The following is a 26,565-nucleotide window of genomic DNA, read 5'->3' on the forward strand; positions in this document are numbered from 1 at the left end:
TTGATAATCATTTTATGTAAAGGACTTCCTATAAATGAATAACTCGTTGAATTCTGTATTGATTTTACTGGTTTTGTTACCGTGTATTTCAATAGCTGAAACCAAGACTGATGAGAAAAATTGGCAGAAACCCAATCCCGTTTTTAAGCAAGAATTTGACTGGTTAAAATTGAGCTCCGATGAATGGTTAAAAGGCGATATCGTTTCAATGTACGATGAAGAGCTCGAGTTTGATAGTGATGAGCTCGATATGCAAACGATTGATTGGGATGATGTAGCAGAGCTAAGAAGTAAAGATGTTCTTAGTATTCGGATGATTGATGGCACTATTGCTGAAGGATACCTTGTCGTCAAAGAGGGTAAGCTAACTTTAGTGAAAAATGGTCAAGCAGTTAACTATAAACTCTCAGAATTAATTTCAATCGCATCATCGGAAAAAAATGAAATAGATTTATGGGATGGTTATATTAAACTGGGAACTAATTTTCGTCGTGGTAATACCGTTCAATTTGATTATACAATCAATGCTGGTGTACAACGAAGAAGTTCGAGTAGCAGATTCAAAGCGGATTACACTGCCAATTACAGTCGTTTTGAAGACCAAGATACCGGAGTTGAGTCAACCACCGCTGATAGTAGTAGGCTAACGTCGACTTATGATTGGTTTTTTAGTCAAAAAATATTCTTAAGAGCAATGGATTTTGAATATTTCAGTGATGAATTTCTCAATGTAGACTATCGGGTAAGTTACGGTGTCGGTGTTGGTTATCATATGATTGATAATAGTCGTACTTCATGGGATGTAAATGCTGGTCCTAGTTATCAAAAAACACACTTTAAGACTGTAACTGGAGATGAAAAACAAAGTGAAACGTCCCCCGGTTTAGTATTAGGAACAGATTTTACTTACGAAATCACTAGTGATATTGATTTTGAAACCTCTTATCAAATTCAATTTGTCAATGAAACATCAGGTGAATATTTGCATCACTTTGAAACCAGTTTAGAAATTGAGCTTGCTAATGATTTTGATCTTGATTTGGCTTTTACAGTAGATCGAACAGAGAACCCTCATTCTGATGAAAATAATAACATTCCTGAGAAAAATGATTATCGCTTTGTGGTTAGTTTAGGCTACGATTTTTAATTTTTTAGGGTAGGTTGTCTTTGAAGTTCATGGTTAAATTTGTCGTTTGTGTTTTATTATTTGGTTTAAATGAAACTGTTTTAGCGCAAACAACAGGTAAAGGTTTTCCTGTTTGGCAAAAACCAACACCGGTTTTTAGTCAAGATTTTGATTGGTTAAAACTGACTTCTGAAGAATGGCTAAAAGGTGACATCATCTCTATGTATGATGATGAGCTTGAATTTGACAGTGATGAGTTTGGCGTTAAGTTTTTCGACTGGGAAGATGTTAGCGAATTACGCAGTCGGTTTGATCAACAAATTCGTCTAGCTGATGGCCGAATTGTGCAAGGGTTTCTCATCGTTAAAGAAGGGCACTTAAAGCTCATTAGTGCCGGTACTGAGCAAAACTTTCCGTTATCTGATTTACTTTCTATTACTTCGGCTGCAGATACACGAAGAGACTTATGGGATGCAAAAGTCAGTATTGGTATTGACTATAGTCAAGGCAATTCAAATCAGCTTGATTATATCGTCACCGCCGAAGCTCAGCGCAGAACACCCACGACGCGTTTGAAAGCTGATTTTGTCTTTACTTATAGTGAAAATACGCTTGAAGATACCAATCAAGTTTCTATCAACACCAGACGATTAACGACTTATCTTGATTGGTTTATCAGTGCTGATGTTTTCTGGCGAGTTATCGAGTATGAAAATTACAGTGATTTACAGCAAAATATAGATGTACGCAATAGTATTGGTAGCAGCTTAGGTTATCATATTCTTAATACTAAACGCATTGAATGGGACTTTACTGTAGGACCAAGTTATCTAGCCACTAAATATAATTCAGCGGTTGCTACAACATCTGATAATAGCGGCGCATTAAGTCTAAGTACCTTATTTGATTATGAAATATCTAGTAAAATAGATTTTATACTGGATTATCAAATGAAGTTTGTAAGTGAAGAATCTGGTGAGCGCAACCATCACTTTAAAACCGGATTTGAGTTTGAGTTTATAGATGATCTTGATTTAGATATCATGTTTTATCTCGATAGAATTGCTAAACCTGTCGTCGCTATTGAAAATGAAACTCCTGAGTCAAATGATTATCGCTTAGCGGTTAGTTTTGGTTATCAATTTTAATGATAAAGTATGATAACCTCACGGGTTAATCATGTTTTATGGTTACGTCGGTTCTCGGTATACTAGAGCAGCATAAAATATAGCCGTTTTGTACTTCTTGTGCCGTTAATCCATCAGTGGCTAACTGTGTTACTTCTCCTTTGATGAGCTTGGCTTTGCAGTTACTACACATGCCAGCTCGGCATGAATAAGGCAAGATTAGGCCAGCATCTTCACCATGCTCTAATAACGTCTTTTGGTTTTTAGTTTTATAGTGTTTATTCCATTTTTCAAAATGAATCTTAACTTCATTATTAGTCGGTTTTTCAGTGCTTTTCATTGTCTTTTTACTTCCAAAAATTTCATAGTGATATTGCTCTTTGTTCAAGCCAAGTTTTATTAAATACTGCTGTGCGGATTGTCGAAATCCTTCTGGGCCGCAAACATACACTTCATAATTTAATAAATCAGGAATGTTTGATAACATTTTTTCCGTTAAGTGCCCTTGATAACCCTGCCATTGAGGTTTAACTCGCTGAGTTAATGTGTAGTTTATTTGGCAATTACCGTGTTGCTTTGCCAATTCAGATACTTCTTGTTGGGCTATTAAATCATCTTCACTATGAGCACTATGAAAAAAGGTAATTTGATTTTTTACTTGTTGCATTGTCATAAAACGCAACATTGACAACATGGGAGTTATGCCGCTACCAGCAGATAATAAGAGTACTTTTCTTGGTATAACTTCAGGCAAATGGAAGTTACCACTTGGTGCTCGTGACGTTACCGTATCGCCAACACTGAAATGATCATGAAAGAAATTTGATACTTTACCATTTGGAACACGTTTGATGGTTATTTGCAGTTGTTTTTTTACCGAAGGTGGGGAAGATATAGTGTAACAACACACTTGCTCAATACCGAAAATATTTATTTTGAAGCTAATGTGTTGGCCGGCAAATTGTGTAACTTGGCTGTCACCACACCAAGAAAATACAAAGGTTTTTACATCATGGGTTTCCGGTATTATTTGCTGACAAGTAAGTTGCATCTCTTGCCCTAATTGTTGTTCGGTTTTATTTGCCTTATCTATGAGTGTAGCTGGTTTTATTTGAGATTCTTTGAAGGTTAGTGGCTTTTGCTTACTTAACACGACTACTTTATCCCCTGGCTTTATTTGTCCTTGGTTAAGAGGAATTAAATTTTGTCCAAACATCACTTCACCTTGTAACGTTTGTCGAAAAGATTTTAATGTTCTTAATGGTTGAAACTCTTGTTTTTTTTCAGCTGTTTTAGGATTTATCGTGGTAAATATACATCGCTCACAAGGTTTACTAACTATAAATTCAACCTCGCCAATTCGAATATGATGCCAAGTATCCTCTTCAAAGGCTGAACAATCCTCAACGACAATATTAGGGCGAAAATGCGCCATGGAAACACTATCAACTTGTTGGTTTGCAAGACGCTGATTTAGATCATCTAGTGAAGCTTGAGAAATTAACAATAACGGGTAACCATCGGAAAAAGCGACTTTTCGCGCTTTTTCTGTGCCTGGTTTTCTCTCTCGATGTGATTTCGAGCCGAAAAATAGTAACTGGCATGGTCGTTGTAAATAGTCACTAAACCACTGGCTAGCTAATGAAGAACATAGCTGCCCGTCAATATCATCTCCCCAAACATTGACTTGCTGATATTGGTTAGTAAATTCTGCATACGATAACGTTAGTGGCTGCATATTCTCTGCAGTTATCAATAAACCTTGCTCAGTTAACTCCGTTTTTACTAAACATAATCTAGGCTCTGTTCTAGCCGTAATAAATTGCCCAGTTGGATCACTTAAAACAAAACGTCGATCAAAGTCCAAACCTAATTCAGTGACTTGTGCAGCCGGGATATCAATTCCTGCTGTTGATTTGATAGGGTAAATATAAAGGCTGCTAACGTTGCTTTTTGACATGTGTTATCCGATTTGCGTTAAAATTAAACAGGTAAAATGATTTTGCACTCAAGCATTGCTTTATAAGGTATATTAACCACCATTATCTTTCATCTTATTTAATGTTTCTTTTTCTTTTTTATGGCAAATAAAACTCAACATATACATATTCTTGGCATTTGCGGTACGTTTATGGGCGGCATCGCAGCTTTAGCGAAAGAGCTTGGTTTCCGAGTCAGTGGTTGTGACGCTAATGTTTACCCACCTATGAGTACACAACTTGAACAGTTAGGCATCGAATTAAAGCAGGGCTATAAAATCGAACATTTTGATGATGAGCCAGATCTCATTATTGTCGGTAATGCCATGTCACGAGGGAATGCTATGGTGGAATATATGCTGGACCGTAATATCCCTTATATATCGGGTCCACAATGGCTATTAGAGAATGTACTTAAAGATCGTTGGGTGTTAGCTGTATCTGGAACGCACGGCAAAACAACTACCAGTAGCATGCTAGCTTGGATTTTAGAATATGCCAATTTGACACCGGGTTTTTTAATTGGTGGCGTGCCACAAAATTTTGATAGTTCAGCTAGATTAGGCAATGCCCCATTTTTTGTTATCGAAGCAGATGAATACGACACAGCATTTTTTGATAAACGTTCTAAGTTTGTACACTATCGACCAAGAACGTTAGTGATAAATAATATGGAATTTGACCACGGTGATATTTTTGATGACTTAGCGGCGATTCAGCGACAATTTCATCATTTAGTCAGAATGGTACCCAGTAATGGTTTGATATTATCACCAAAAAATGAGCCGGCAATAAATGACACCATAGCGATGGGGTGCTGGACGCCAACAGAGCAAAGTGATTGTCAGTCAGGCTGGCAGGCAAAGAAACTACTTAGTGATGGCAGTCAGTTTATCGTGACATTTAAGGGTGTAGAGCAGGGCACAGTAACGTGGCCACTCATTGGTGATTTTAATATTGATAACGGTTTAATGGCTATTTCTGCAGCACGTCATGCCGGGGTACCTAGCCACATCGCTATCGAAGCCTTAGCAAGTTTTGTTAATACTAAGCGTCGATACGAGTTAAAAGGGGAGGTGAATAATATTCGTCTTTATGATGATTTTGCTCATCACCCAACAGCCATTGCTAAAACTTTAGCCGGCGCTAGAGCGCAGCTTGATATTCGTCAAGCACAGCAGCATAGCAAAGGTCGTCTTATCGCTGTGTTAGAGCCTCGTTCTAATACGATGAAGTCAGGTATTCATAAAAAAGCTTTACCACAGTCATTAAAAGCAGCCGATCAAGTGTTTATTTTTCAAGATGAACAAATTCAGTGGTCAGTAAGTGAACTTATTAATCAATGCCAACAAACCTGCACAGTAGAGCAAACTATCGATGACTTAGTAATGAGAATTAGCGAGCAAAGCCAAGCGGGTGATACTATAGTGGTGATGAGTAATGGTGGCTTTGGCAATATTCATCAAAAAATATTATCGGCGTTAACCAGTAAGTATCGTAATTTAACAAATGAACAAAATGGATAAGCAAGTGGCAAAAATTAACATGGCGCAATTTGACAAAAAAATAACATTAGCCATAACGGGAGCTTCTGGCTCTGCCTACGCGTTACGACTTTTAGAATGTTTAGTCGCAGCTAATTATCAAGTATACCTGCTGTGCTCAAGTGCAGGTCGTGTGGTTTTGGATACTGAGCTAAATTTTAAATTACCCTCGTCGCCAGATGCGGCTAGCGATATATTGATTAAAAAATTTAATGCGCAAGCCGAGCAAATAAAAGTGTTTGGTAAGGAGCAGTGGTTTTCTCCGGTTGCTTCTGGATCTGCAGCACCGAAACAAATGGTGGTTTGTCCTTGTTCAACAGGAACGTTAGCAGCGATTAGTCAGGGCATGAGTGATAATTTAATTGAGCGCGCTGCTGATGTGGTGATTAAAGAGCGTGGCCAGCTTATTTTAGTTGTACGTGAAACCCCTTTTTCAACCATACACTTAACCAACATGTTAAGTTTGTCTCAGCAAGGCGTTACTATTATGCCTGCAGCGCCAGGCTTTTATCATCAACCAGAGTCCATTAATGATTTGGTCGATTTTATGGTGGGGCGAATGTTAGATCATCTTGGAATAGAGCAAAAAATTATGCCTAGATGGGGTTATCAGCAATAGTTGTAGAATGTTATTAATACACTTCATCTAAGAAAGTGATCACTTCTTTAGGTGGATTGGTATAACTTAGTTAATGCTTGATTTTTGGAAATAATAAGACATCTTATTGTTATCAATTATATGGTTTAGCACAGGTGAAATACTTTTTAAGTAGGCTCTATTATTTTCATTATCGTGGCAAGTGATCACTAAGCGGTCAACTGCCATTGGAGCACCAATGTCATAATTCGCTTGAGGGTATTTTAAGTGCTCGGTCATGTTGATGAAATCACCATGATCGTGAATTGCGACATCTATCCGACCATGATTTAGCATTTCTACTAAAAAAGCTAAATTACTGACTTGTATATATTTAGCCCCCTTAATATTAAACCGCTTCACATAATTCCAAGTGCCTTCATCTCTAATTACACCAATGGTTTTGTTAGTGAGTTCGTCTTTAGTGTGAATGGTTTTCTGATTTGGCGCGGTAAAAGCAAGATAGTTTACTTGGGCAAAACTCTCACTATGAATAACATTTAAACCGGTAAAATAGGGAGGATGTAAACTGCTAGGGATTAGACAGTCGCTACGTTGACTAAATAGCATTTTTGCTCCGCGAGCGGGAGAGAAAACTTGATAAATTTGATTAACGTTACTTACTTTAGCTAAATCCGCCATCATGATATCAAACGCCCCTAATAAATTTTGCTGTATTGCACCACTGAATTCTAATGCGGCGATATTCACAGTGATAATATTGGCAGGCGTTTCAGTTCTTTTTATCGTGTTTTCTTTAGTATTTACCACAAATGTTACTAGTAATACGCTGAAAAAAAGCAAAGTTTTGATAATAATACCTGAGCAAGCTAAAAGATAAAACTCGTTCTATATTAACCCATCGATAAAAAAATACTAGTTATCGTATTCGGCTACACTTTTGTTTATCAATATGTTTTAGTGTTGGCGAAAATGCATTATATTGTATGCAATTCGGTTATATGTAACCGTAATAATAATCTTTCAAAGGTATTGAAATATGTTTTTCCCAACTAAGATGATAAAGGCAATGTCAGTATGTATTGCCAGTGCAACCTTACTTGTTACTATGGAGATAAGTGCTGTAGAAACAAAACAAGCTGAGGCGGATAAAGCAGATAAAAAAGCTCCATGGTCAGTAAACTCTCCGCAAGGAGAATTTAAAGATGTCAACATTGATGTGACTTCTGGCACTTGGATGAACCTTGATGTTAGCCCAGATGGGAAAACGATAATTTTTGATTTGCTCGGCGATATTTATACTATGCCGATTAAAGGTGGCACAGCTAAACCTTTAATGACAGATATTGCTTGGCAAATGCAGCCAAGATATAGTCCCGACGGTAAATATATCGCTTTTACATCTGATGAAGATGGTGGGGATAATTTATGGATTATGGACCGGGATGGCAATAACGCTAAAGCGGTTTCTAAAGAAGAGTTTCGCTTATTAAATAGCCCAGCTTGGTCACCTGATGGTAATTATCTTGTTGGACGAAAACATTACACTAGCACACGCTCACTAGGTGCTGGAGAAGTTTGGCTATACCATAAAACGGGTGGCAGTGGTGTCATGCTTACTAAAAGGCCAAACGATCAGAAAGATCTCGGTGAGCCAGCATATTCTGCAGATGGTAAATATGTTTACTTTTCTCAAGATGCCACACCTGGAAAAACATTTCATTATTCAAAAGATTCAGTTAAAGGCATTTATAAAATCAAACGTCTTGAACTTGCCAGTGGTGAAATAGATACCATCATCAGTGGTAAGGGTGGTGCAATTCGACCAACGCCTTCACCTGATGGTAAATCCATTGCGTTTATTAGCCGTGATGATTTTTCTACTAATTTATATTTGTACAATTTACAAAGTGGTGAAGAAACGCTGATTTATGAAAATCTAGAGCGTGATATGCAAGAAACATGGGCTATCCATGGGGTTTATCCTAATATTGCTTGGACTCCCGATAGTGACAGTTTAGTGTTTTGGAATAATGGCAAAATAAACCGTATTGATTTAGCATCAAAAAAATCATCGGTGATCAATTTTCACGTCAAAACCACGAAAAAAATTCAACCGGCGCTACAGTTTAAACAAGAATTACCACAAGATAACTTTACCGTGAAAATGTTAAGGGATGTTGAAATATCACCTGACGGTAAAAAAGTAGTCTTTGAATCAATGGGACATATCTACACACGCAATATAGTAGACGGTAAAGCTAAAGGGAAAGCCAAGCGTCTAACCAAGCAAAAGTCTCATTTTGAATTAAACCCGAGCTTCTCTCGTGATGGCAAGCAAATTGTTTATGCGACATGGCAAGATCAACAACAAGGGCAAATTCGTATTGTCTCGAGCCGTGGCGGAAAGGGGAAAACGCTATTAAAGGAAAGAGGCAAATACATTGAGCCAGTCTTTTCACCAGATGGAAAAACCGTGGTATATCGCAAAATCTCAGGTGGTTATATTACTGACCCTACTTGGGATTTAAATACAGGAATTTATGCTGTTTCAGCGAAAGGTGAACGAAAAACAACTAAGCCTGTGTTGATCACGGAAAATGGTTATCAAGCGCATTTTGGTGTTAGTAACGATAATATTTATGTAATGCGTGGTGGTGAAGAGCCAAAACTTGCCTATGTTAGTCTTGATGGCAAAGAAGATAGAGTTTTATATCAAGGTAAATTTGCGACAGAATATAAAGTATCACCAAGTGGTGAGTACTTAGCTTTTGCCGAGCGTTTTAAAGTATTCGTAACGCCGTTTATTGAGCGAGGCGATGCTATCTCTATTGGTCCTAAAGGTGGCAATTTACCAGTTAAACAATTATCAGTACGTGCAGGACAGGGCATTAACTGGCACGGTGATTCTACTAAACTGTACTGGAGTTTAGGTGCTGATTTGTATCAAGCAAGTATTGTTGATTTATTTGCTATTACAGCAAGCAATAAAGATGGGAAAAACCAGCCAGCTGAAAAGTCACCAGTCACCAAAACTCACCTAGGTTATAGCAAAAAAGTGGATAATCCTGCTGGTGTAATCGCATTTGTTGGCGGTAAAGTCATTACCATGGAAGGAGAGCAGGTTATTGAAAATGGTGTTGTTTTGGTTGAAGGTAATAAAATCAAAGCGATTGGTACGCAATCAGAAGTGAAAATTCCTTCTTCAGCGAAAGTTTTTGATATCTCAGGTAAGAGTATTATGCCGGGTTTGATTGATGCCCATGCGCATGGCCCTCAAGGAAGTAATCAAATCATCCCACAACAAAACTGGAAAAACTATGCTGGCTTAGCGCTTGGCGTGACCAGTATCCATGATCCGTCCAATGATACTAATGAGTTTTTTGCGGCTAGTGAGATGCAAAAAGCTGGAGACATAGTCGCAGCACGTTTGTTCTCTACGGGTAAAATACTATATGGTGCAAATTATGCCGGTTATACCGCACATGTGGATAATCTAGAGGACGCTAAATTTCATGTTGAGCGCTTGAAAAAAGCAGGTGCCTTTAGTGTTAAGAGTTATAACCAACCACGTCGAAATCAAAGGCAACAATTCATTCAAGCAGCTCGAGAATTAGAAATGCTTGTTGTGCCTGAAGGGGGCTCTTTATTACAGCATAATTTAACTATGGTGGTTGATGGTCATACAACCTTAGAGCACTCTATTCCAGTGGCAAACATTTATGATGATGTTAAACAGTTATGGTCACAATCTAATATGGCTTATACGCCAACACTAGTTGTTGCCTATGGTGGTATTTGGGGTGAAAATTACTGGTATGACACTACAGATGTTTGGTTGCACCCTCGCCTGAGTCAGTATGTACCTGCAGAGTTTTTACAGCCTAAATCGATGCGCAGACCAAAAGCTCCATTGCATCATTACAATCATATTCAAGTAGCTAAGGTGGCTAAAGAATTACAAGATATAGGAATTAAAGTTAATGCCGGTGGCCATGGGCAGCGTGAAGGCTTAGCTATGCATTGGGAAATGTGGATGATGGCTCAAGGCGGAATGACACCGTTGCAAGCTATTCGTACTGCGACAATTGCGCCAGCAAAAACCTTAGGTTTGGATAAGCAACTAGGCTCCATAAAAGTTGGCAAATTAGCCGATTTGATTGTTATTGATGGTGATGTGAGCCAAGACATTCGTTTAAGTGATAAAGTGCAGTACACCATGATTAATGGTCGCTTATATAATGCTGAAACAATGGATGAAATTGGCAACTACGATAACAAGCGAGCTAAATTTTATTTTGAAAACTAAAAAATTGATGAATTAGGTCTACAACAATCATTTATCAAAGTTACGTTAAAGCACTATATCAAGTAGATATAGTGCTTTTTTTGTTAGTTTCGCCTTTATAATAGTACTGATAGTTAACCTTAATCTAATCTTAACCTAGGTATGGTAAGTGAGCATTTACTTGTCTTGGCAAATGCATATTATTCAATAAGCTAGTCGTAACCGTCGTTAATTTTCAATTGGTATAATTCTGTACAAGGGGAGGCAATTTCATTAAGCTATAGATAATTGTAGTCGTATTACTAAATTCTGCTCGGCTACCCAAGTAACCATAAATGTTGGTCTGATATGGAATGTTATAAAAACTTTTACTTAGCTTTTAGAAGAAAGTATGTCCTAGGTGTTCGAAGCATTAACCTTTCCCTTGTGATAATATTCTCTCTATTTTTTCCTTCTTTCTCAGCGAATGCAGCTCAGCATATTTTTTCTTTCGATAATAGTTTATTAACCTTCATTTTAGGGATTTGTTTACCTATTCTCATTTTTATGTGTTGGCGTTTTTTTTATAACAAACCTAATCAGCAAGAAGATTACACTATATCTAAAGACGAGCTATTTAATTATACCCACGACTTAACGACTAATTTACCTACGGCTCAGCACGCATTAAAACAATTTGAACAGGTACTTAAAGCCAATAAAGATAGTCGGATGGCGGCGGTAGTTTTTAAGCCTATAAACTTCAAACAGGTGAATACTGTTTTAGGGCATCATAATTCAGATATTTTACTGTTGCAGTTAGCGTATTGTTTACAAAAAAATGTAGCAGAAAATCAAGCCTTATTAAGTTTTGATAGCAACCCTGAGCCAGTTCGATTAGCGAGATTACAAGGGTTAGACTTTTTAGTGGTCTTTGACCTCTCAACTTCTAGCCATGAGGCTAATCACGTTATTGATGATTTATGTATGCAGCTTGCCAATGCTGTTCCTGATGCCATGAGCTTTAAAAGCTTCTCATTAAATTTTGAGTTAGCCTTTGGGATCGCAATTAGTGATGAGCATGGTAATAGTGTTCATGAAATCGTTGCTCATGCTACAGACGCTTTATTAAAAGCGGAATCTAAAGAGCGAACTATTCAATACTTTGACAATAGTGCAGTACTTTATACCGAGCAGCAATTAGCGCTGATGGAGAGTTTACGCCAAGATATTTTAGCAGAAGATTTGCGCTGGTATTTACAGCCGCAAGTTAATGTCGATGATAACTCATTGGTAGGCTTTGAATTAAAAGTACATTGGTATAACGATGACAAAGAGCCAATGGAACTGCCTGATTTTGTTGATTTGGCTGAACACAGTGGCGAAGTATATCGTTTGACTAAACAGATGTTTAAACAAGCATTTAAGGCACTGTTTACCTTACACAAAATGGGCGTCTATCAAAGAGTATCTGTCAGCCTTTCCAGTAAAAACCTACTTGAGCCAGATTTAGTTGATTATATTGAACAGCAAATGAAAAATTTCAATATATCTGGTAAATATTTGATGATAGAGCTTAATGAGCCAATGATGTTATCTGCATGTCAGCGTGCAAAAAGTACTATTGATCAATTAAAGTCATTGGATGTCACCATAGCTATTTTTAATTTTTCCGGTGGCTATGAGTCATTACGCTATCTTAGGAAAATGGCTATTCATCAAGTTAAAATTAACTGCCAGCAATTGGGTAAACTTGACAGCAATAGTGCGGATAAAGCGATTATTAATGCGTTAATCACATTAACACGGAGCATGAAAATACCGTTAATAGGTACTAATATCGATAAACATGAAGCCGTTAATCAATTTGTTGCAATGGGAGGGAAACTCATCCAAGGTGATATCATCAATAAAGGTGTTGTACCCGATGAAATAGAAATTTGGCTAGCTAGATGGTTTAGTCAACACCCAGAAGCTAAACCCAGACTCTAATTATTCAATATCTAAAGCATCCGGTGAAAGAATAATGCCGGTATTATCTGCGTAGATATGATCGTCTGGTAATATGGTGACGCCACCAAAGTTGATAGCAACATCACTTTCACCTAACTCGGTATCGGTTGCTCCAACAGGAATAGACACTAAACCTTGAATACCTATTTCTATGTCTTCTAGTGCATCAACATCACGGACACTGCCATAGCAAATAATACCTTCCCAACCATTGCTTGCCGCCGCTTCTGCGATATTTATGTCAATTAGGGCACGTCGAGGGGAGCCACCACCGTCTATCACTAGTACTTTGCTGGTACCGTCGGTGGCAACAATTTTCTCTATCAATCCCAAGCTTTCAAAGCATTTAATGGTGACAACTTTGCCCCCAAAAGAGCTTCGTCCGCCATAGTTGCTAAAAATAGGATCAATTACATCAATTAATCCTGCGTATGTGTTACATAATTGTGAGGTATTATATTCCATAAGAGCAACCTTTGACTGAAAGAGATAATAGTTATCAGTATATCCATTTTCAGCTAAAGTTAAATAGCCACTTGTATTTTATAATAAAAGTCTTTCTAATAGTGAATAGCACTTTTCTACAAAAACACTTGCCATCTAAATGTTAGAAAACTTAGACTCCATCGCTTTTTTGTTTGCCACACAAGCAATAGTTTTTGCCATTTTATCTTTTGTATTTTTTATGTACTTTCGCGCTTTTGGTCGTGAATATGTCAAGTACTGGATGTTCAGTTTAATAGCATTAAGTTGTTATTATGCGAGTAGTACCATGCTGCAAGAAAATAGCAGTTACTACGTTAACAGCTATTATTTTAGCAATTATATTCAATTACTTTATGCACAAATACAGCAGTCAAGTTTCTACTTATATTTAGTCTTTTTGTTATTAGGTCTTTATAGTGCCAAAAAACAAAAACAAGTCAGTGGTGCAGTTGTTAGTTTTGTCTGTAGTGCCGCTATTATTGTCGGTGTTGCATCTACAACCCTGTACGCCTTTGATGAAGCAAATGTTTTTAACCGCTTTTACTTAACGGTTAGCTTGAAAAATTTTGTCTTTGCCTGTGCTTTTCTCACCGCCAGTTTTTACCTCTATGTTGATAGAAAACCTCATTTCTCCAGCCGAGTGCTTTTGGGGTATTGTTTATTTCTAGGCCTTCGATATTTATTGCATTCTTTTGTGTCTATTATTGCGTTGACTGAGCCATGGTTTGGTCAGTTACAAATATTTTTACTTTACTTTGATGTGGGGGCGCATAGTACTTTAGGCTTTATTTTGCTGATCTGGATGCAAGGGGCAGAGCGAAATGTGGCTGTTCATGCTATTAGCAAAGCACAATATCTAGGGAAACATGACTCATTAACAGGCGCACTCAATCGTGGCCAAGTGATGGCTAAGTTATCAGAAGCTATGATTGCTGCAGATGTGAAAAAATCACAATTGGCGATTTTTTTAATCGATATTAAACAATTTAAATTTGTGAATGATACCTATGGATTAAAAACAGGCGATTATATTTTAGGTGAAATAGCTAAACGATTAAATAACAGCATTTTATTACCTAAGGCGGTTGGTAGACTCAGTGGTGATTCATTTATGTTTGTGATTGAGTCAGCTCAAACGTCGACGATAAAGCGTGCTCCTGAACATTTACACCAATTAATTAATCGAGTGTTAAGGTTCAACAACCAAGATATATATATTCAATCAAGTGTAGGATATTGTTTATATCCTACAGATGGAAACGATGCGGAAGAGTTATTACACAATGCCAACCTTGCTCTTCATCACGCCGAAACTAATGGTCTTGATACTGTTAGTTTCGAAGCGGGTATGCAGGCAGAAGGGCGACGCTTATTGTTGGTAAAGAAAGCGCTTAAAGCGGCCTTAGCCAATGATGAGTTTGTTTTATATTACCAACCACAGCTCAACCTATTAACCAACCAATTAGAAGGTGTTGAAGCGTTAGTTCGATGGCAGCACCCTGAAGATGGTTTGTTACCGCCTGCTGCCTTTTTAGATGATATCGACGCATTGCAAATGAATAGCGAATTCGATAATTATATCTTAACTAAAGCATGTGAGGCGAGTGCTCGCTGGTTCAAAAAATATAAACGACGTGTAGCTATAGCCGTTAATATAACGGCAAGTGAATTTCAAGATCCACAATTAGTGGCCAATATTCAATCATTAATGTTAGCGTATAATTTAAAGCCTAAGAATCTAGAATTGGAAATTACTGAAAATGTAGTCATGACAGATATTAATACTGCGATGAGCACTATTGTTAGCCTTCAAAATATGGGCATCAAGGTTTCTATTGATGATTTTGGAACCGGTTATTCTTCTTTGGCTTATTTGCGGAAACTGCCCATTGATAAAATTAAGATAGACCGAAGCTTTATTGATGAGGTTGCTTCAAATGATTCTGATATGACCATAGTGAAGTCTATGATTGAGCTTTCTCATGGCTTAGGTAAGCGTGTACTTGCTGAAGGTGTTGAAACGGTTGAACAACTCAATGTTTTACGTAACTTAGGCTGTGATGCTGTTCAAGGCTACTTTATTAATAAACCCCTCCCTGAAAGTAAATTAATTCAACTTTTATTAAGAAAAGGTAATGATTAAACGTGTGTTAATTAAATTAATTAAAGCTGCTTAAAATTGATCATTGCTTCTCTAGAGTGACCAGAGGCACTTAATTGCTTTAAGTACTCTTGCCAGCGGGGTTCTTGCTCTGCAATTAAAGCATCAAGATAGATAAACGAATATATCGCACTATGATTGTCATCAAAAATGAAACGGTAGCCGTGTTTTCCCACCGCTTCAATCGCGAGTAATAACACTTGTTTTTTATGTGTTACCACCTCGGTATTTTTATTATCCATTTGCTGTGGTGAAAAAACACGTAAGTACTCAAAACTCAATTCAAAATTACCACCCTTACTATTAGTAATGAGTAACTTTTTCTGACTTTTATTTAAAGTAAAACGCTCAATTTTCACCGCAATGCTCCAAGGTATTTTTACCCAGTTAAATTTTTATAAAATGAAACGACTTAAATCTTCGTCTTTAACGACTTCATTTAACGTTGATTCAACATATTCTTTATCAATCAAAATAGTTTCACCAGAGCGTTGATCTGCATGGAAAGATAACTCTTCTGTTAAGCGCTCCATCATGGTGTGTAAACGTCTAGCACCAATATTCTCGGTTGTTTCATTTACTTGCCACGCCGCATTAGCTATCGCTTGAATACCATCCTCACTAAAAGCAATATCAACGCCTTCGGTAGCTAATAGTGCGATATATTGCTCTGTCAGTGAAGCAAAAGGCTCTGTTAAAATTCTAACAAAATCATCTGTTGTTAGTGCTTTTAACTCAACACGAATGGGTAATCGCCCTTGTAACTCTGGAATTAAATCAGAAGGTTTAGCCATTTGAAAAGCGCCTGAAGCGACAAACAAAATATGATCAGTTTTAACCATGCCGTGTTTGGTGCTAACCGTTGAACCTTCTACTAACGGTAATAAATCGCGTTGTACACCTTCACGAGAAACATCGCCACCACTATTGCTATCAGCACGTTTACAGATTTTGTCAATTTCATCGATAAAAACGATACCATTTTGCTCAACAGCGTCTATAGCTTTTTGCTTAATATCATCTTGATTAACTATTTTTGCAGCTTCTTCTTCTTGCAGCGCTTTAAAGGCATCTTTAATTTTCAACTTACGCTTTTTAGTTTTATCACTCGACATGTTCTGAAACATGCTTTGTAATTGCGATGTCATGTCTTCCATGCCCGGAGGTGCCATAATTTCAACACCAACTTGCGGTGCTGCTAGGTCTAACTCAATTTCTTTATCGTCTAACTTACCTTCACGCAATTTTTTACGGAATATTTGTCGAGTGCTATTGGTACTGTCATCATCTTGTTTTTCAGCATTACCAAAACCATCACGGGCAGGAGGTAAAAGTACATCTAAAATACGCTCTTCTGCAGCCTCTTCAGCTAGATGTTTCACGCGACTCATTTCGTCTTCTTTAACCATTTTTATTGCCATATCGGCAAGGTCGCGAATAATAGTTTCGACTTCTTTACCGACATAACCTACTTCGGTAAATTTTGTTGCTTCAACCTTGATAAAAGGGGCGCGAGCTAATTTAGCTAATCGTCTGGCAATTTCTGTTTTTCCTACACCAGTAGGGCCTATCATCAGGATATTTTTTGGGGTAACTTCATTGCGCAACGCTTCATCAAGTTGCATGCGACGCCAGCGGTTTCTTAAGGCAATAGCAACGGCACGTTTCGCGTCACTTTGGCCGACAATGTGGCTGTCTAACTCATGGACAATTTCGCGGGGAGTCATATCTGACATAGTTAATTCCTCATTTGTCTGGTTTTATTAACAAGACAATTAAATTGGTAATAATGAACAGCATTTTTCATGCTTGCAGTACTTCGACTAGTAATATCGCGCTCATCAAAGGTGAACCGTTAATCCTGAACTTGTCGAAGGAAACTTACAGTTCGTCTATTGTTTGTGATTGGTTGGTAAATACACAAATACTGCCGGCAATAGTTAATGATTTTTCAACGATTTCTTTAGCAGATAACTCGGTGTTTTCTAATAGTGCGGTGGCAGCTGATTGCGCAAAATTTCCACCACTACCTATAGCAATAAGATCATGTTCAGGTTGTACTACATCACCGTTACCTGTAATGATTAAGGAAGCTGTTTCATCAGCAACGGCGAGTAAAGCTTCAAGCTTTCTTAATGCTCTATCACTGCGCCAATCTTTAGCAAGTTCAACAGCTGCTTTAGTTAAGTGACCTTGATGTTGTTCAAGTTTACTTTCAAAGCGTTCGAATAAGGTAAAAGCATCGGCTGTGCCACCGGCAAAACCCGCTAATACTTTATTGTTGTATAGGCGGCGCACTTTTTTAGCATTGCCTTTCATAACTGTGTTGCCAAGGGAAACTTGACCATCACCACCTATGGCTACTTTGCCATTGCGTCTTACTGAAACGATAGTAGTCACATTAACTCCAATCTAAATAAATACATTTTTGATGGTAATTAAATTGGGGTTGTTACTGACTTTTCAAGGATAGAGTTAATTTTATTCGAGATAAACTGAAAACGTTTATTTCCATAACCAAATTTGGCAATCATTAATATTATTGTTTCTCAGTTTATGTTTATTTTTTTCAGCGGTTCGTTTTCGTTCGTATGGCCCCAAAACAACTTGATACCATGTACGTGTTTTACCTTGTGCGGCAACAACTTGACTTTCTATACCAATAAACGCCATTTTAGCTTTTACTGACTCCGCTTGTCCTTGTGTTTTGAATGAGCCACATTGCATTTTGTAAGGACCATTTTGTTTTACTTCATATTGCCCCACTTCTACTTCTTTGTTTTTAAGGTTATCAACATACTGCCATTTTTCTTGTGGAGGTTTAGGTAAAGCCGCAGCTTTCTTTTCTACAATTGTTGCTGCTGGGGTGTTATTAGGTGTTTTAGTGCTAGGGCTAGTTTTCAGTAACCATAAGCCATAAGCAAAGGCTGCAATGAGCAGAATAAGAATGACAATAATTATTTTAGGTTTAGCACTGTTGTCAGACTGTTGTTGAGCAGGCTTTTTTTTATATGGGTTATTTTTCTTTTTTTTAGCTGGGCTACGAGCAATGTAATCTTGATTTGACATGAGCGGGAAAGAATAGCGGAAAACTTGGCTTATTCTAACCACTCACCAATTTAAATCAATAGGGTCTATATCTAAACTCCAGCGTACTTTACTGTGTAATTCAATATCAGGGATTTTTGCCAGTAGTTGTCTTATTGCCTGATGTAAATGCTTTCTCGATTTTGATTGGATTATCAGATGATAACGAAACTTTCCGGCTTTTTTCTCCATAGCTGCAGGTACTGGCCCGGCAAATTCACATTGATGTAAACTATGCTCAGTGAGAGCGCGTAAAAACTTATCAGGATAGCTAGGGTAGTTCGCTTCGGCGCGAATTAATGCTTGAAAACTAAAGGGAGGTAATAAGGCTTGCTGGCGCTCTTTAAGTGCTTGTTGAGCAAAGTGTTGATAGCCATTATGGACTATTTCTTGTAATAACGGATGATCAGGATAAGCCGTTTGCACTAACACTTTCCCCGGTTTACTTGCTCGACCTGCACGGCCGGCAACTTGTACCAGTAATTGTGCCATTTGTTCGCTAGCGCGAAAATCAAAACTGAATAATGCGCCATCACCGTCTAGTACTGCCACTAAAGTCACATCGGGAAAGTGATGGCCTTTGGCAAGCATTTGTGTACCAATTAGTAGCTGATGCTTCTTATCACTAATTTCTTGTAATAACTTAGATAACTCACCTTTTTTTCGAGTGCTGTCTCGATCAATTCTCACTAAGCTGGCATCAGGAAATAACTCACCAATACGCTGCTCTAGCTGCTCAGTGCCTTGGCCAATTGGGTTTATTCTGATGCTGCCACAACTAGGGCATTGTTTAGGGACACGCTTTTGACTACCACAATGATGGCAAATAAGCAGTTGCTGCTTTTGATGAAATGTATATGGCTTATCGCAACGTTGACAATCAGCAATCCAATGGCATTCCTGACAGTTAATTGCCGGCGCATAACCACGTCGATTTAAAAATATCAGTGTTTGCTCACCACGGGCTATTGTCTGCTGTATTTGCTGTTTTAATGTGCCAGAAAGACCAAATTCCATTTGTTGTTGGGCAACATCAATCAGAGCTATTTTGGCTTTGTTGCTATTTCCAGCGCGTTTATGTAATTGATGATATTGATATTTACCCGACAATGCATTCTGTAGCGATTCAAAACTTGGGGTAGCACTGCCAAGTAAAACAGGGATGTTGAGCTGTTTAGCGCGTAAAATAGCCAAATCACGTCCATGATAGCGAAAGCTGTCTTGCTGTTTTAATGAACCATCATGCTCTTCATCAACAATGATCATCCCCATATGCTGCAGAGGGGTAAATATAGCTGAGCGTGTACCAATAACAATGGCCGCACTATTTTGTCCTGCATTTAGCCAAGTATCTAAGCGCTCACTATCATTAAGGTTAGAGTGGTGTAGGCAAATAGGTACATTAAAACGTTGCTCAAAACGCAGTAAGGTTTGAGGCGTTAACCCAATCTCTGGCACAATAACAAGTACCTGTTGATTGTTAGCTAATACTTTTTCCATCGCCTGTAAGTAGACTTCAGTTTTACCGCTACCGGTGACACCATCAATTAAATGACAAGCAAATTGATTATGGGTTTGATTAATTGCAGCGACAATTACGGCTTGCTCGGTTGATAAGCGTAATTTGTTATCTTCGTTTAATGCTTGCTCTTGCCAGGTGAACTCTTTGACCTGTTGTTTCTTTTCAACAATCAAATCTTTAGCAACCAAAGCATTAAGTTGTGCTTTGCTATAGTTTAAGGTTCTTAATTCAGGCCAGCTAATTCCTTGGTGCTTATTAATCAGTGAAAATAATGCATGCTGCTTTGGGGCTTTAGTGGCGATTTTTTCAAGTTGCTGATCATCAATACCGGTTTGACTATGCCAAACCATAGGTGGTTGAATGTCTAACTTTTTCACCTGTCTTAACAACTTGGGTAATGCTTGCTGAAAAACGTCACCCATGGGGTGATGGTAATAATTAGCGCATAAATATAAAAAATCGACTAAAGACTGACTTAAATGAAAGCTATCATCGAGGCGCTTACTAATTGCTTTAATTTTTTTGCTATCAATATCACAGTCATCGCTAAGCCCTATTATTACCGCAATAACTTGTCTCGAGCCAAACTGCACGGCGATACGCTCACCGATGCGTAAAGGGGGAGATTGCATTGCACTTGGCACAAGGTATGTGAATAGTTGCCGCATAGGAACAGGTACGGCGACTTGTATATATTGCTCTGACACTAAAGTAGCTATTTTATTAGTTTTATATCGTCCCATTTTGACCTGAGAAACCTGTGCTGCCAAGTGGCAAGCACACTTTATCGGTAATTATTTGATGATTTGCTTTAAGGTGTGGGAAATCTACTATTTTTTAAGCAATTTACACTCTTTGCGCTTGCAGTTGAATCGGCTTTGCATTATTATTCGCCCCCATTAATTTTTAACTCGTATGGTGCTTGGCGTTATTGGCTTTTTAAAGAGGCAAAGCGGCTAAGTGGCGATGCGCCCAAGTTCTCGAAAGAGATAGAGGTTCCCATGAAAGACGGTATCCACCCTAAATATGTAGAATTTAAAGCAACTTGTTCTTGTGGCAATGTTGTAACGACTCGTTCAACTACAGGCAAAGACATCCATTTAGATGTATGTTCAGCTTGTCACCCATTCTACACTGGTAAGCAAAAAGCTGCTGAGACTGGTGGTCGTGTTGATAAATTCAACAAGCGTTTTGGTGCACTTTCTAAGAAGTAATGATTACTTTTTAAGTACCAAACGAAAAAAAGCGCCAATTGGCGCTTTTTTTGTGTCTATTCATTAACGGTCAACCCAAATACTGTCTTTCATTTCATTCAGCGACTTTTGTTGGCAAGCAACATTATCAACACACCTCACTGAAGGGAGTCTAGTACCAGTGGACTTAACTTTTGATTTAAAATCTATCAGCATATAATCAAAAATACTTGCTAAAGATGGCGTTGAAATAGTAATACGTTCTATCTTGTTTTTATCGATAAGGGTTTCGTTACTCTCCTCAGATGGAGGAGGTATTTCTGTTAGCAATAAAGGTAAGTTTACCTTGTTGAAGTTTGGCTCTTTATTTATTTGTGATATCCATCCTGCGATATCCACTTGATTTGCCTGATAAGCCAAGGTTAGCCATTTGTCCGCGTCGGAATAATTAGCCTCATTGTAATAAGTTATCCCCAGTAAGAAGGCGGCGTTTTGATGTCCAGAGTTCCCAGCATTCGTTAACCACTTTATTCCTTTATCATAATCGTAAGTACTTTTATTGGTTAGTAATAAATAGCCGGTTTTAAATTTTGCTTCAAAAATCCCTTTTAATGCTGCTTTTTTATAATATTTTAATGACTTTTCTAAGTTTATTTCAGTGCCATAGCCATTTTGATAGAACTTTCCTAACATATACATGGCTTGAGGGTGACCTCGCTGTGCTGCCTTTTTGAATGAACTAAAATAATCCGCGCATTCTTTAGTATCACAGGCAGTTATTTTAATGGCAGTGCTTGAAAAACACATTAGGAGTAAACTTAAGATAAAGATTATTCTATTCATTATAAAATCTCCAATTAACCTAGTGGCAATATTTTTTATCAGTAAAGTTTAAAGTGCATCATTGCTCTTTTTAATCACTTATATTTATAAGAAGAAGAAAGATTTAACATTGGTACCATAGCTACGATAAAAACGTTTTAAAGTATCATCAAAGTTTGGGGTATAAGACATAGCATAAGTGCCTAACGTCCAATGTTTAAAGTAATATTCGCCAGTAATACTATATAAACCATCATTATCGCCATCGCGGAATAATTGTTGGTAAGAAAGCTCTACTCGTCCATGGTCTGAGTGACGATAAAATCCACCTAATCTTAGGTTTTGAATATTATCACTATTACCATTGTAATCTGAACTGTCTAAGTACAGGTTGTTTGCCCCGACACTGATACCAAAATTATCACCTAAAGCAAAAGTACCATCTGCTTGTAAATATATTATGTCAAATCCAGACTCTTCAGAGGTAAATTTAGTGGAGTAACTAGCCGTATTTTCTGCAACAGCTAAGTTTTGCTTGCTATGAACGGGAGTCATAAACGCCAGTGTAGATAGGGCTAGCGGTAATAGTACATGTTTCATATTATCTCCTTATAATATTAGTGACATTTAGTTTATATATTCTTAATAAAATTAATTAGTTAACTATTATCAAATCAAGTTATCATAAAGGAATAAATAAAGGAAAGATAAAAAATTAAATCACCTTTAAACCTTTTTTTGTCATACTGCATCTTACTTACTATAACCACTACTTATGAATGATTAATGAGACCCTTTTTTGAATAGTTCCCAAGTTATTGATGCGCAAAAGTTATTTGCTAGCTCTCAAGAACAAGATTGGATTGCTCAAGCTAAGCAAGGCTCACAGACGGCTTTTCATCAGCTTTACCAATTACATCATCGCAAAGTCTATGCTCTTTGTTGGCGTATGCTTGCCGATAAGGATAGTGCAGAAGATGTTTGCCAAGAAGTATTTGTGGTGTTGTGGCAAAAAATTAATAACTTTCGAGGAGAAAGTAAGTTCAGTACTTGGCTGCATAGTGTCGCAAGTAATGTCGTTTTAGGACATTTACGTAAACAAAAAAACTGGCTGCAAAGAGTGTTTAGTATTGAAGATCAAGGTGAAAATAGTCAGGGGATTGAAGAGTCAGTTCCTTTAGATGATTCCTCTGAGCTCGAAGTGTTAGATCGACACATCGCCAAATTGCCAGAGCGAGCGCGGTTAGTGTTTGTACTGTTTGCTGTTGAAGGTTACCGCCATGAAGAAATAGCCAATATGCTTAACATGGCAGTAGGCTCAAGTAAGTCACAATATCATAGAGCAAAATCTTTGTTAAAAGAATCGCTTAGCGAAGAAGCGTCTTTAGGAGAAGCAAATGAATAACGAGAATAAAATTGAGCAGATAACCGATCAGGTTCTAGCTGATCAAGTAACTCATTTGCCTGATGAATTAACTCCACAACGAGATTTGTGGGCGGGTATTGAACGAGCTATACAAAATAAGCCTCAACTTGAGGCTGATGAGTCGTTTAGTACTGATAAAAAACCGTATTTCGTACCAGCAACTTGGGCAGCTTCAATAGTTGCTGCAGTATTGGTGACATGGATATCATTTTCACCTACAGACGAAGTAAATACCCCTTTAACAGCGAAAAATAGTGACGTTAGTCAACAAACCAAGCAACCGTTAGTTAGTGATCAGTTAGTCGCAATGATCCAAGAAAATTTTTCAGAGCAAAAACAAGCTATGTTAGTGAGTTTTGGTCAACCAGACTTAAAACAGTTACCAGCTAAAATGCAAGAACAATTAACGCAATTGGCGCAAGCAAGAGCGAGTATAGAGAAAGCATTGAAAAATGATAAAAACAATGTCGATTTATTGAATTTACTCCGTTTTACTCAGCAGCAAGAATTAAATTTATTGCAGCAATTATTGCCCTACACAGGAAGTAATGCTCCTAAATGGCAAACGATTTAATAAAAGAATTAGCAGGATATAAGGTAAGAGGTTTTTATGAATAATATTAAGCAATTAGTGCTAATACCTATGGTGATTTTCAGCGCGGTATTTTATACCAGCACAGTTATCGCAGGTGAAAAAGTTGACGAAACCCTAGCAGTAAATGATGCCACGGCCGTTGCGATAGAGAATATTAGCGGTAAGGTAAACGTTATCGGCTGGGATAAAGAGAGTGTCCATGTCAAAGGAGAGCTTGATGATGATGCCCATAAGCTTGTTTTTGAGCAAGTTGGCAGCACTATAAACATTAAAGTGGATCTAGATAATCATAACAATTGGAACTCACATGGTTCACAGTTAACCATTCATATGCCAGTTAATTTGAGAGTTAATTTTGAAGGTGTATCTAGTGATATTGAATTAGACAACTTATCACAAAGTATTACGGTGAAAACGGTTAGTGGTGATATTCGAGCTAAAGATTTAAGCGAAAATATTGAGTTGAGTAGTGTTAGTGGCAATATAAAAAGTAACAACCTACAAGGTAAAATAAGTTTAGCCGTTGTTAGTGGTGACATTGATGATAAAGATTCAGCTGGGCGTTTACAGCTACAAGCAGTAAGTGGTGATATTGATTCACAAACTCGCGCGAATGAAATATTTGTCAATAATGTTTCCGGCAATACAGTACTTGATTTACAAGAAACCAATGAACTTAGAGTGTCAACTATTAGTGGTGATGTAGAGGCGAGGTTATCATTGCAACAACACGGGATAGTAAAGGCATCAAGCGTGAGTGGTGGTGTTGAATTAGATTTTCAACAAGACGTTGCAGCTGATTTTCGCTTAAAAGCGAATGCTGGCGGCGACCTAATTAATAAACTGACTAATCAAAAGGCGCAAGAAGCGAAATATGGTCCTAGCAGTAAACTTTATTTTCAAACAGGTAATGCTAGCGGTTCAGTTCGAGTTAGTACCGTCAGTGGTGATGTTATCGTAAAATAGTTTTTTATTGTATTAGCCTAACACCAAGGCAGGTAATAACTCCTGCCTTTTACATACTTACCCTATCTGCTCTTTTTTATCTGTTAACTTGCACTTAATAAATCGTGATAGTTGCTTTTTCTCTTTTTAATCCTCTATTTTTATCTCAAATTCTGCTACATTAATCATCCTTTGTAAGGTGATGAAAAAGCGCCTTAGTCAAAAACAATTTCGAACAGTAAGGGCCAAGTAAATGGCAGATAGAAAACCAGGTAAGTTTGCCAAAGAAAAGCAATTTATCAAAGACAAACAAATTGATGAATTAAAAATACCGCCACACTCGTTAGAAGCCGAGCAATCGGTGTTAGGTGGTTTGTTACTGGACAATGAAACTTGGGATCGAGTCAGTGAAAAGACGGTAGCCGATGATTTTTACAGTCGTTCTCATCGACTGATCTTTGAAACCATAGGCGCCTTAATTGAGTTGGGTGAGCCCGTTGATTTAATTACTCTGTCTGAAGCGTTAGAAAATGATCAAAAATTAGATGATGCCGGTGGTTTTGTATACCTGGCTGAAATGATGAAAAACACGCCAAGTGCGGCGAACATCGCAGCTTATGCTGATATTGTTCGTGAACGTGCTGTAACTCGTGAAATGATCAGTGTTGCTAATGAAATTACCGAAGCGGGTTATGATACCCAAGGCCGTACCAGTGCAGATTTATTAGACTTAGCTGAGACTAAGGTCTTTGCAATTGCTGAAAAGCGCGCAAGCAAGTCTGAAGGCCCTGAGAGTATTCATTCGGTATTAGAGAAAACCGTTGATAGAATTGAAAAACTTTGTTCCACTCCTTCGGGCGGTGTGACTGGGGTGCCAAGCGGTTTTACTGATTTAGATAAAATGACAGCGGGCTTACAAAAATCCGATCTCATCATTGTGGCAGCCCGTCCATCAATGGGTAAAACCACTTTTGCGATGAACTTGGCAGAGCATGCGGCGATGACTCAAGATAAGCCTGCACTCATATTTAGTTTAGAGATGCCCTCAGAACAAATCATGATGCGTATGTTGGCTTCATTAGGCAGAATCGATCAAACTAAAATTCGTACCGGACAGTTAGATGATGAAGATTGGGCACGTATGTCATCAACAATGGGCTTACTCATTGAGAACGGTAAAATGTTCATTGATGATGCCGCGGGTCTGACACCGACTGAAGTTCGTTCTCGAGCAAGGCGTATTCATCGAGACCATGGTGGTATCTCAATGATCATGATTGATTATTTGCAATTGATGCGAGCACCACAGTTTTCAGATAACCGTACCTTAGAAATTGCAGAAATTTCACGTTCATTAAAAGCGTTAGCCAAAGAATTACAAGTACCAGTGGTCGCTCTTTCTCAGTTAAACCGTGGTTTGGAGCAAAGATCGGATAAACGACCTATTAACTCGGATTTACGTGAATCAGGCTCTATTGAGCAGGATGCCGATTTAATCATGTTTATTTATCGTGATGAGGTTTATCACGACGATAGTGAGTTTAAAGGCATGGCAGAAATTATTATAGGTAAGCAGCGTAACGGACCGATTGGGCGAGTGCCATTAACTTTCCAAGGTCAATTTTCACGCTTTGATAACTATGCTGGGCCACATGTTCTAGAAGAGGATTAGAT

Annotated in this window: 22 protein-coding genes; 12 read left to right on the top strand and 10 right to left on the bottom strand. The window is 37.9% G+C overall.

Annotation, left to right across the window (positions count from 1 at the left end):
• Nucleotides 1-34: 34 nt before the first annotated feature.
• Nucleotides 35-1,147, top strand: coding sequence for a DUF481 domain-containing protein (locus tag AC27IF_RS01485; RefSeq protein WP_487051470.1), 1,113 nt, complete (start codon nt 35-37; stop codon nt 1,145-1,147).
• A gap of 29 nt (nt 1,148-1,176) precedes the next feature.
• Entirely contained in the window at nt 1,177-2,274 is a 1,098-nt protein-coding gene (locus tag AC27IF_RS01490; protein WP_487051472.1) for a DUF481 domain-containing protein, read from the top strand.
• A 25-nt stretch (nt 2,275-2,299) separates the two neighbouring features.
• Here the strand turns inward: AC27IF_RS01490 and AC27IF_RS01495 are convergent, their stop codons facing one another.
• Nucleotides 2,300-4,213 (bottom strand): MOSC N-terminal beta barrel domain-containing protein, encoded by a 1,914-nt coding sequence (locus AC27IF_RS01495; RefSeq protein WP_487051474.1) that lies wholly within the window; start codon nt 4,211-4,213, stop codon nt 2,300-2,302.
• A 120-nt stretch (nt 4,214-4,333) separates the two neighbouring features.
• On the opposite strand from AC27IF_RS01495, the gene mpl reads away from it, so the two are divergent.
• Both mpl and AC27IF_RS01505 read left to right on the top strand, forming a co-directional pair.
• Complete coding sequence (mpl, locus tag AC27IF_RS01500) at nt 4,334-5,758, top strand: UDP-N-acetylmuramate:L-alanyl-gamma-D-glutamyl-meso-diaminopimelate ligase (RefSeq protein ID WP_487051476.1); 1,425 nt, start codon at nt 4,334-4,336, stop codon at nt 5,756-5,758.
• A gap of 19 nt (nt 5,759-5,777) precedes the next feature.
• A complete protein-coding gene (locus AC27IF_RS01505; protein WP_487052199.1) occupies nt 5,778-6,395 on the top strand; it encodes a flavin prenyltransferase UbiX in 618 nt (205 codons plus the stop codon).
• Between the two features lie 66 nt (nt 6,396-6,461).
• Here the strand turns inward: AC27IF_RS01505 and AC27IF_RS01510 are convergent, their stop codons facing one another.
• Nucleotides 6,462-7,184 carry a hypothetical protein gene (locus AC27IF_RS01510; protein ID WP_487051478.1) on the bottom strand — a complete coding sequence of 241 codons (723 nt, stop codon included), beginning with the start codon at nt 7,182-7,184 and terminating at the stop codon, nt 6,462-6,464.
• A 298-nt stretch (nt 7,185-7,482) separates the two neighbouring features.
• Between AC27IF_RS01510 and AC27IF_RS01515 the strand changes: the two genes are divergently transcribed.
• Both AC27IF_RS01515 and AC27IF_RS01520 read left to right on the top strand, forming a co-directional pair.
• The gene (locus tag AC27IF_RS01515) at nt 7,483-10,683 is read left to right on the top strand and encodes an amidohydrolase family protein (protein ID WP_487052201.1); all 3,201 of its coding nucleotides are present in this window, start codon (nt 7,483-7,485) and stop codon (nt 10,681-10,683) included.
• A gap of 327 nt (nt 10,684-11,010) precedes the next feature.
• Nucleotides 11,011-12,633 (top strand): EAL domain-containing protein, encoded by a 1,623-nt coding sequence (locus AC27IF_RS01520; protein ID WP_487051480.1) that lies wholly within the window; start codon nt 11,011-11,013, stop codon nt 12,631-12,633.
• On the opposite strand, the gene rraA is transcribed toward AC27IF_RS01520, so the two are convergent.
• Nucleotides 12,634-13,119: a ribonuclease E activity regulator RraA gene (gene rraA, locus AC27IF_RS01525; RefSeq protein WP_487051482.1), complete on the bottom strand. Its 486-nt coding sequence runs from the start codon at nt 13,117-13,119 to the stop codon at nt 12,634-12,636.
• 139 nt (nt 13,120-13,258) lie between these two features.
• Between rraA and AC27IF_RS01530 the strand changes: the two genes are divergently transcribed.
• Entirely contained in the window at nt 13,259-15,283 is a 2,025-nt protein-coding gene (locus AC27IF_RS01530) for a putative bifunctional diguanylate cyclase/phosphodiesterase (RefSeq protein WP_487051484.1), read from the top strand.
• A 20-nt stretch (nt 15,284-15,303) separates the two neighbouring features.
• Here AC27IF_RS01530 and AC27IF_RS01535 read toward each other — a convergent pair whose 3' ends face one another.
• From AC27IF_RS01535 to priA, 5 genes are all read right to left on the bottom strand, one after another.
• Nucleotides 15,304-15,660 carry a gamma-butyrobetaine hydroxylase family protein gene (locus AC27IF_RS01535; RefSeq protein WP_487051486.1) on the bottom strand — a complete coding sequence of 119 codons (357 nt, stop codon included), beginning with the start codon at nt 15,658-15,660 and terminating at the stop codon, nt 15,304-15,306.
• A 36-nt stretch (nt 15,661-15,696) separates the two neighbouring features.
• A complete protein-coding gene (gene hslU, locus AC27IF_RS01540; RefSeq protein ID WP_487051488.1) occupies nt 15,697-17,037 on the bottom strand; it encodes an ATP-dependent protease ATPase subunit HslU in 1,341 nt (446 codons plus the stop codon).
• Nucleotides 17,038-17,182: 145 nt separating this feature from the next.
• Nucleotides 17,183-17,701 (bottom strand): ATP-dependent protease subunit HslV, encoded by a 519-nt coding sequence (gene hslV / locus AC27IF_RS01545; protein ID WP_487051490.1) that lies wholly within the window; start codon nt 17,699-17,701, stop codon nt 17,183-17,185.
• Between the two features lie 105 nt (nt 17,702-17,806).
• A complete protein-coding gene (locus AC27IF_RS01550; protein ID WP_487051492.1) occupies nt 17,807-18,370 on the bottom strand; it encodes an SPOR domain-containing protein in 564 nt (187 codons plus the stop codon).
• A 42-nt stretch (nt 18,371-18,412) separates the two neighbouring features.
• A complete protein-coding gene (gene priA, locus AC27IF_RS01555; RefSeq protein WP_487051494.1) occupies nt 18,413-20,680 on the bottom strand; it encodes a primosomal protein N' in 2,268 nt (755 codons plus the stop codon).
• A 231-nt stretch (nt 20,681-20,911) separates the two neighbouring features.
• On the opposite strand from priA, the gene rpmE reads away from it, so the two are divergent.
• Nucleotides 20,912-21,124, top strand: a complete 213-nt coding sequence (rpmE, locus tag AC27IF_RS01560) for a 50S ribosomal protein L31 (protein WP_487051496.1) — start codon at nt 20,912-20,914, stop codon at nt 21,122-21,124.
• A 63-nt stretch (nt 21,125-21,187) separates the two neighbouring features.
• On the opposite strand, the gene AC27IF_RS01565 is transcribed toward rpmE, so the two are convergent.
• Nucleotides 21,188-21,946, bottom strand: a complete 759-nt coding sequence (locus AC27IF_RS01565) for a tetratricopeptide repeat protein (protein ID WP_487051498.1) — start codon at nt 21,944-21,946, stop codon at nt 21,188-21,190.
• An 84-nt stretch (nt 21,947-22,030) separates the two neighbouring features.
• Entirely contained in the window at nt 22,031-22,525 is a 495-nt protein-coding gene (locus AC27IF_RS01570) for a hypothetical protein (RefSeq protein WP_487051500.1), read from the bottom strand.
• 199 nt (nt 22,526-22,724) lie between these two features.
• Here AC27IF_RS01570 and AC27IF_RS01575 point away from each other — a divergent pair, with 199 nt between their 5' ends.
• From AC27IF_RS01575 to dnaB, 4 genes are all read left to right on the top strand, one after another.
• Complete coding sequence (locus AC27IF_RS01575) at nt 22,725-23,330, top strand: RNA polymerase sigma factor (RefSeq protein WP_487051502.1); 606 nt, start codon at nt 22,725-22,727, stop codon at nt 23,328-23,330.
• Entirely contained in the window at nt 23,323-23,925 is a 603-nt protein-coding gene (locus AC27IF_RS01580; protein WP_487051504.1) for a hypothetical protein, read from the top strand. Before AC27IF_RS01575 ends, AC27IF_RS01580 begins: the two co-directional genes overlap by 8 nt.
• A gap of 36 nt (nt 23,926-23,961) precedes the next feature.
• A complete protein-coding gene (locus AC27IF_RS01585) occupies nt 23,962-24,912 on the top strand; it encodes a DUF4097 family beta strand repeat-containing protein (protein WP_487051506.1) in 951 nt (316 codons plus the stop codon).
• A 232-nt stretch (nt 24,913-25,144) separates the two neighbouring features.
• Nucleotides 25,145-26,563: a replicative DNA helicase gene (dnaB, locus tag AC27IF_RS01590; RefSeq protein ID WP_487051508.1), complete on the top strand. Its 1,419-nt coding sequence runs from the start codon at nt 25,145-25,147 to the stop codon at nt 26,561-26,563.
• Nucleotides 26,564-26,565: the final 2 nt, after the last annotated feature.

The sequence above is a fragment of the Colwellia sp. KS18-150 genome (genome assembly GCF_057551365.1).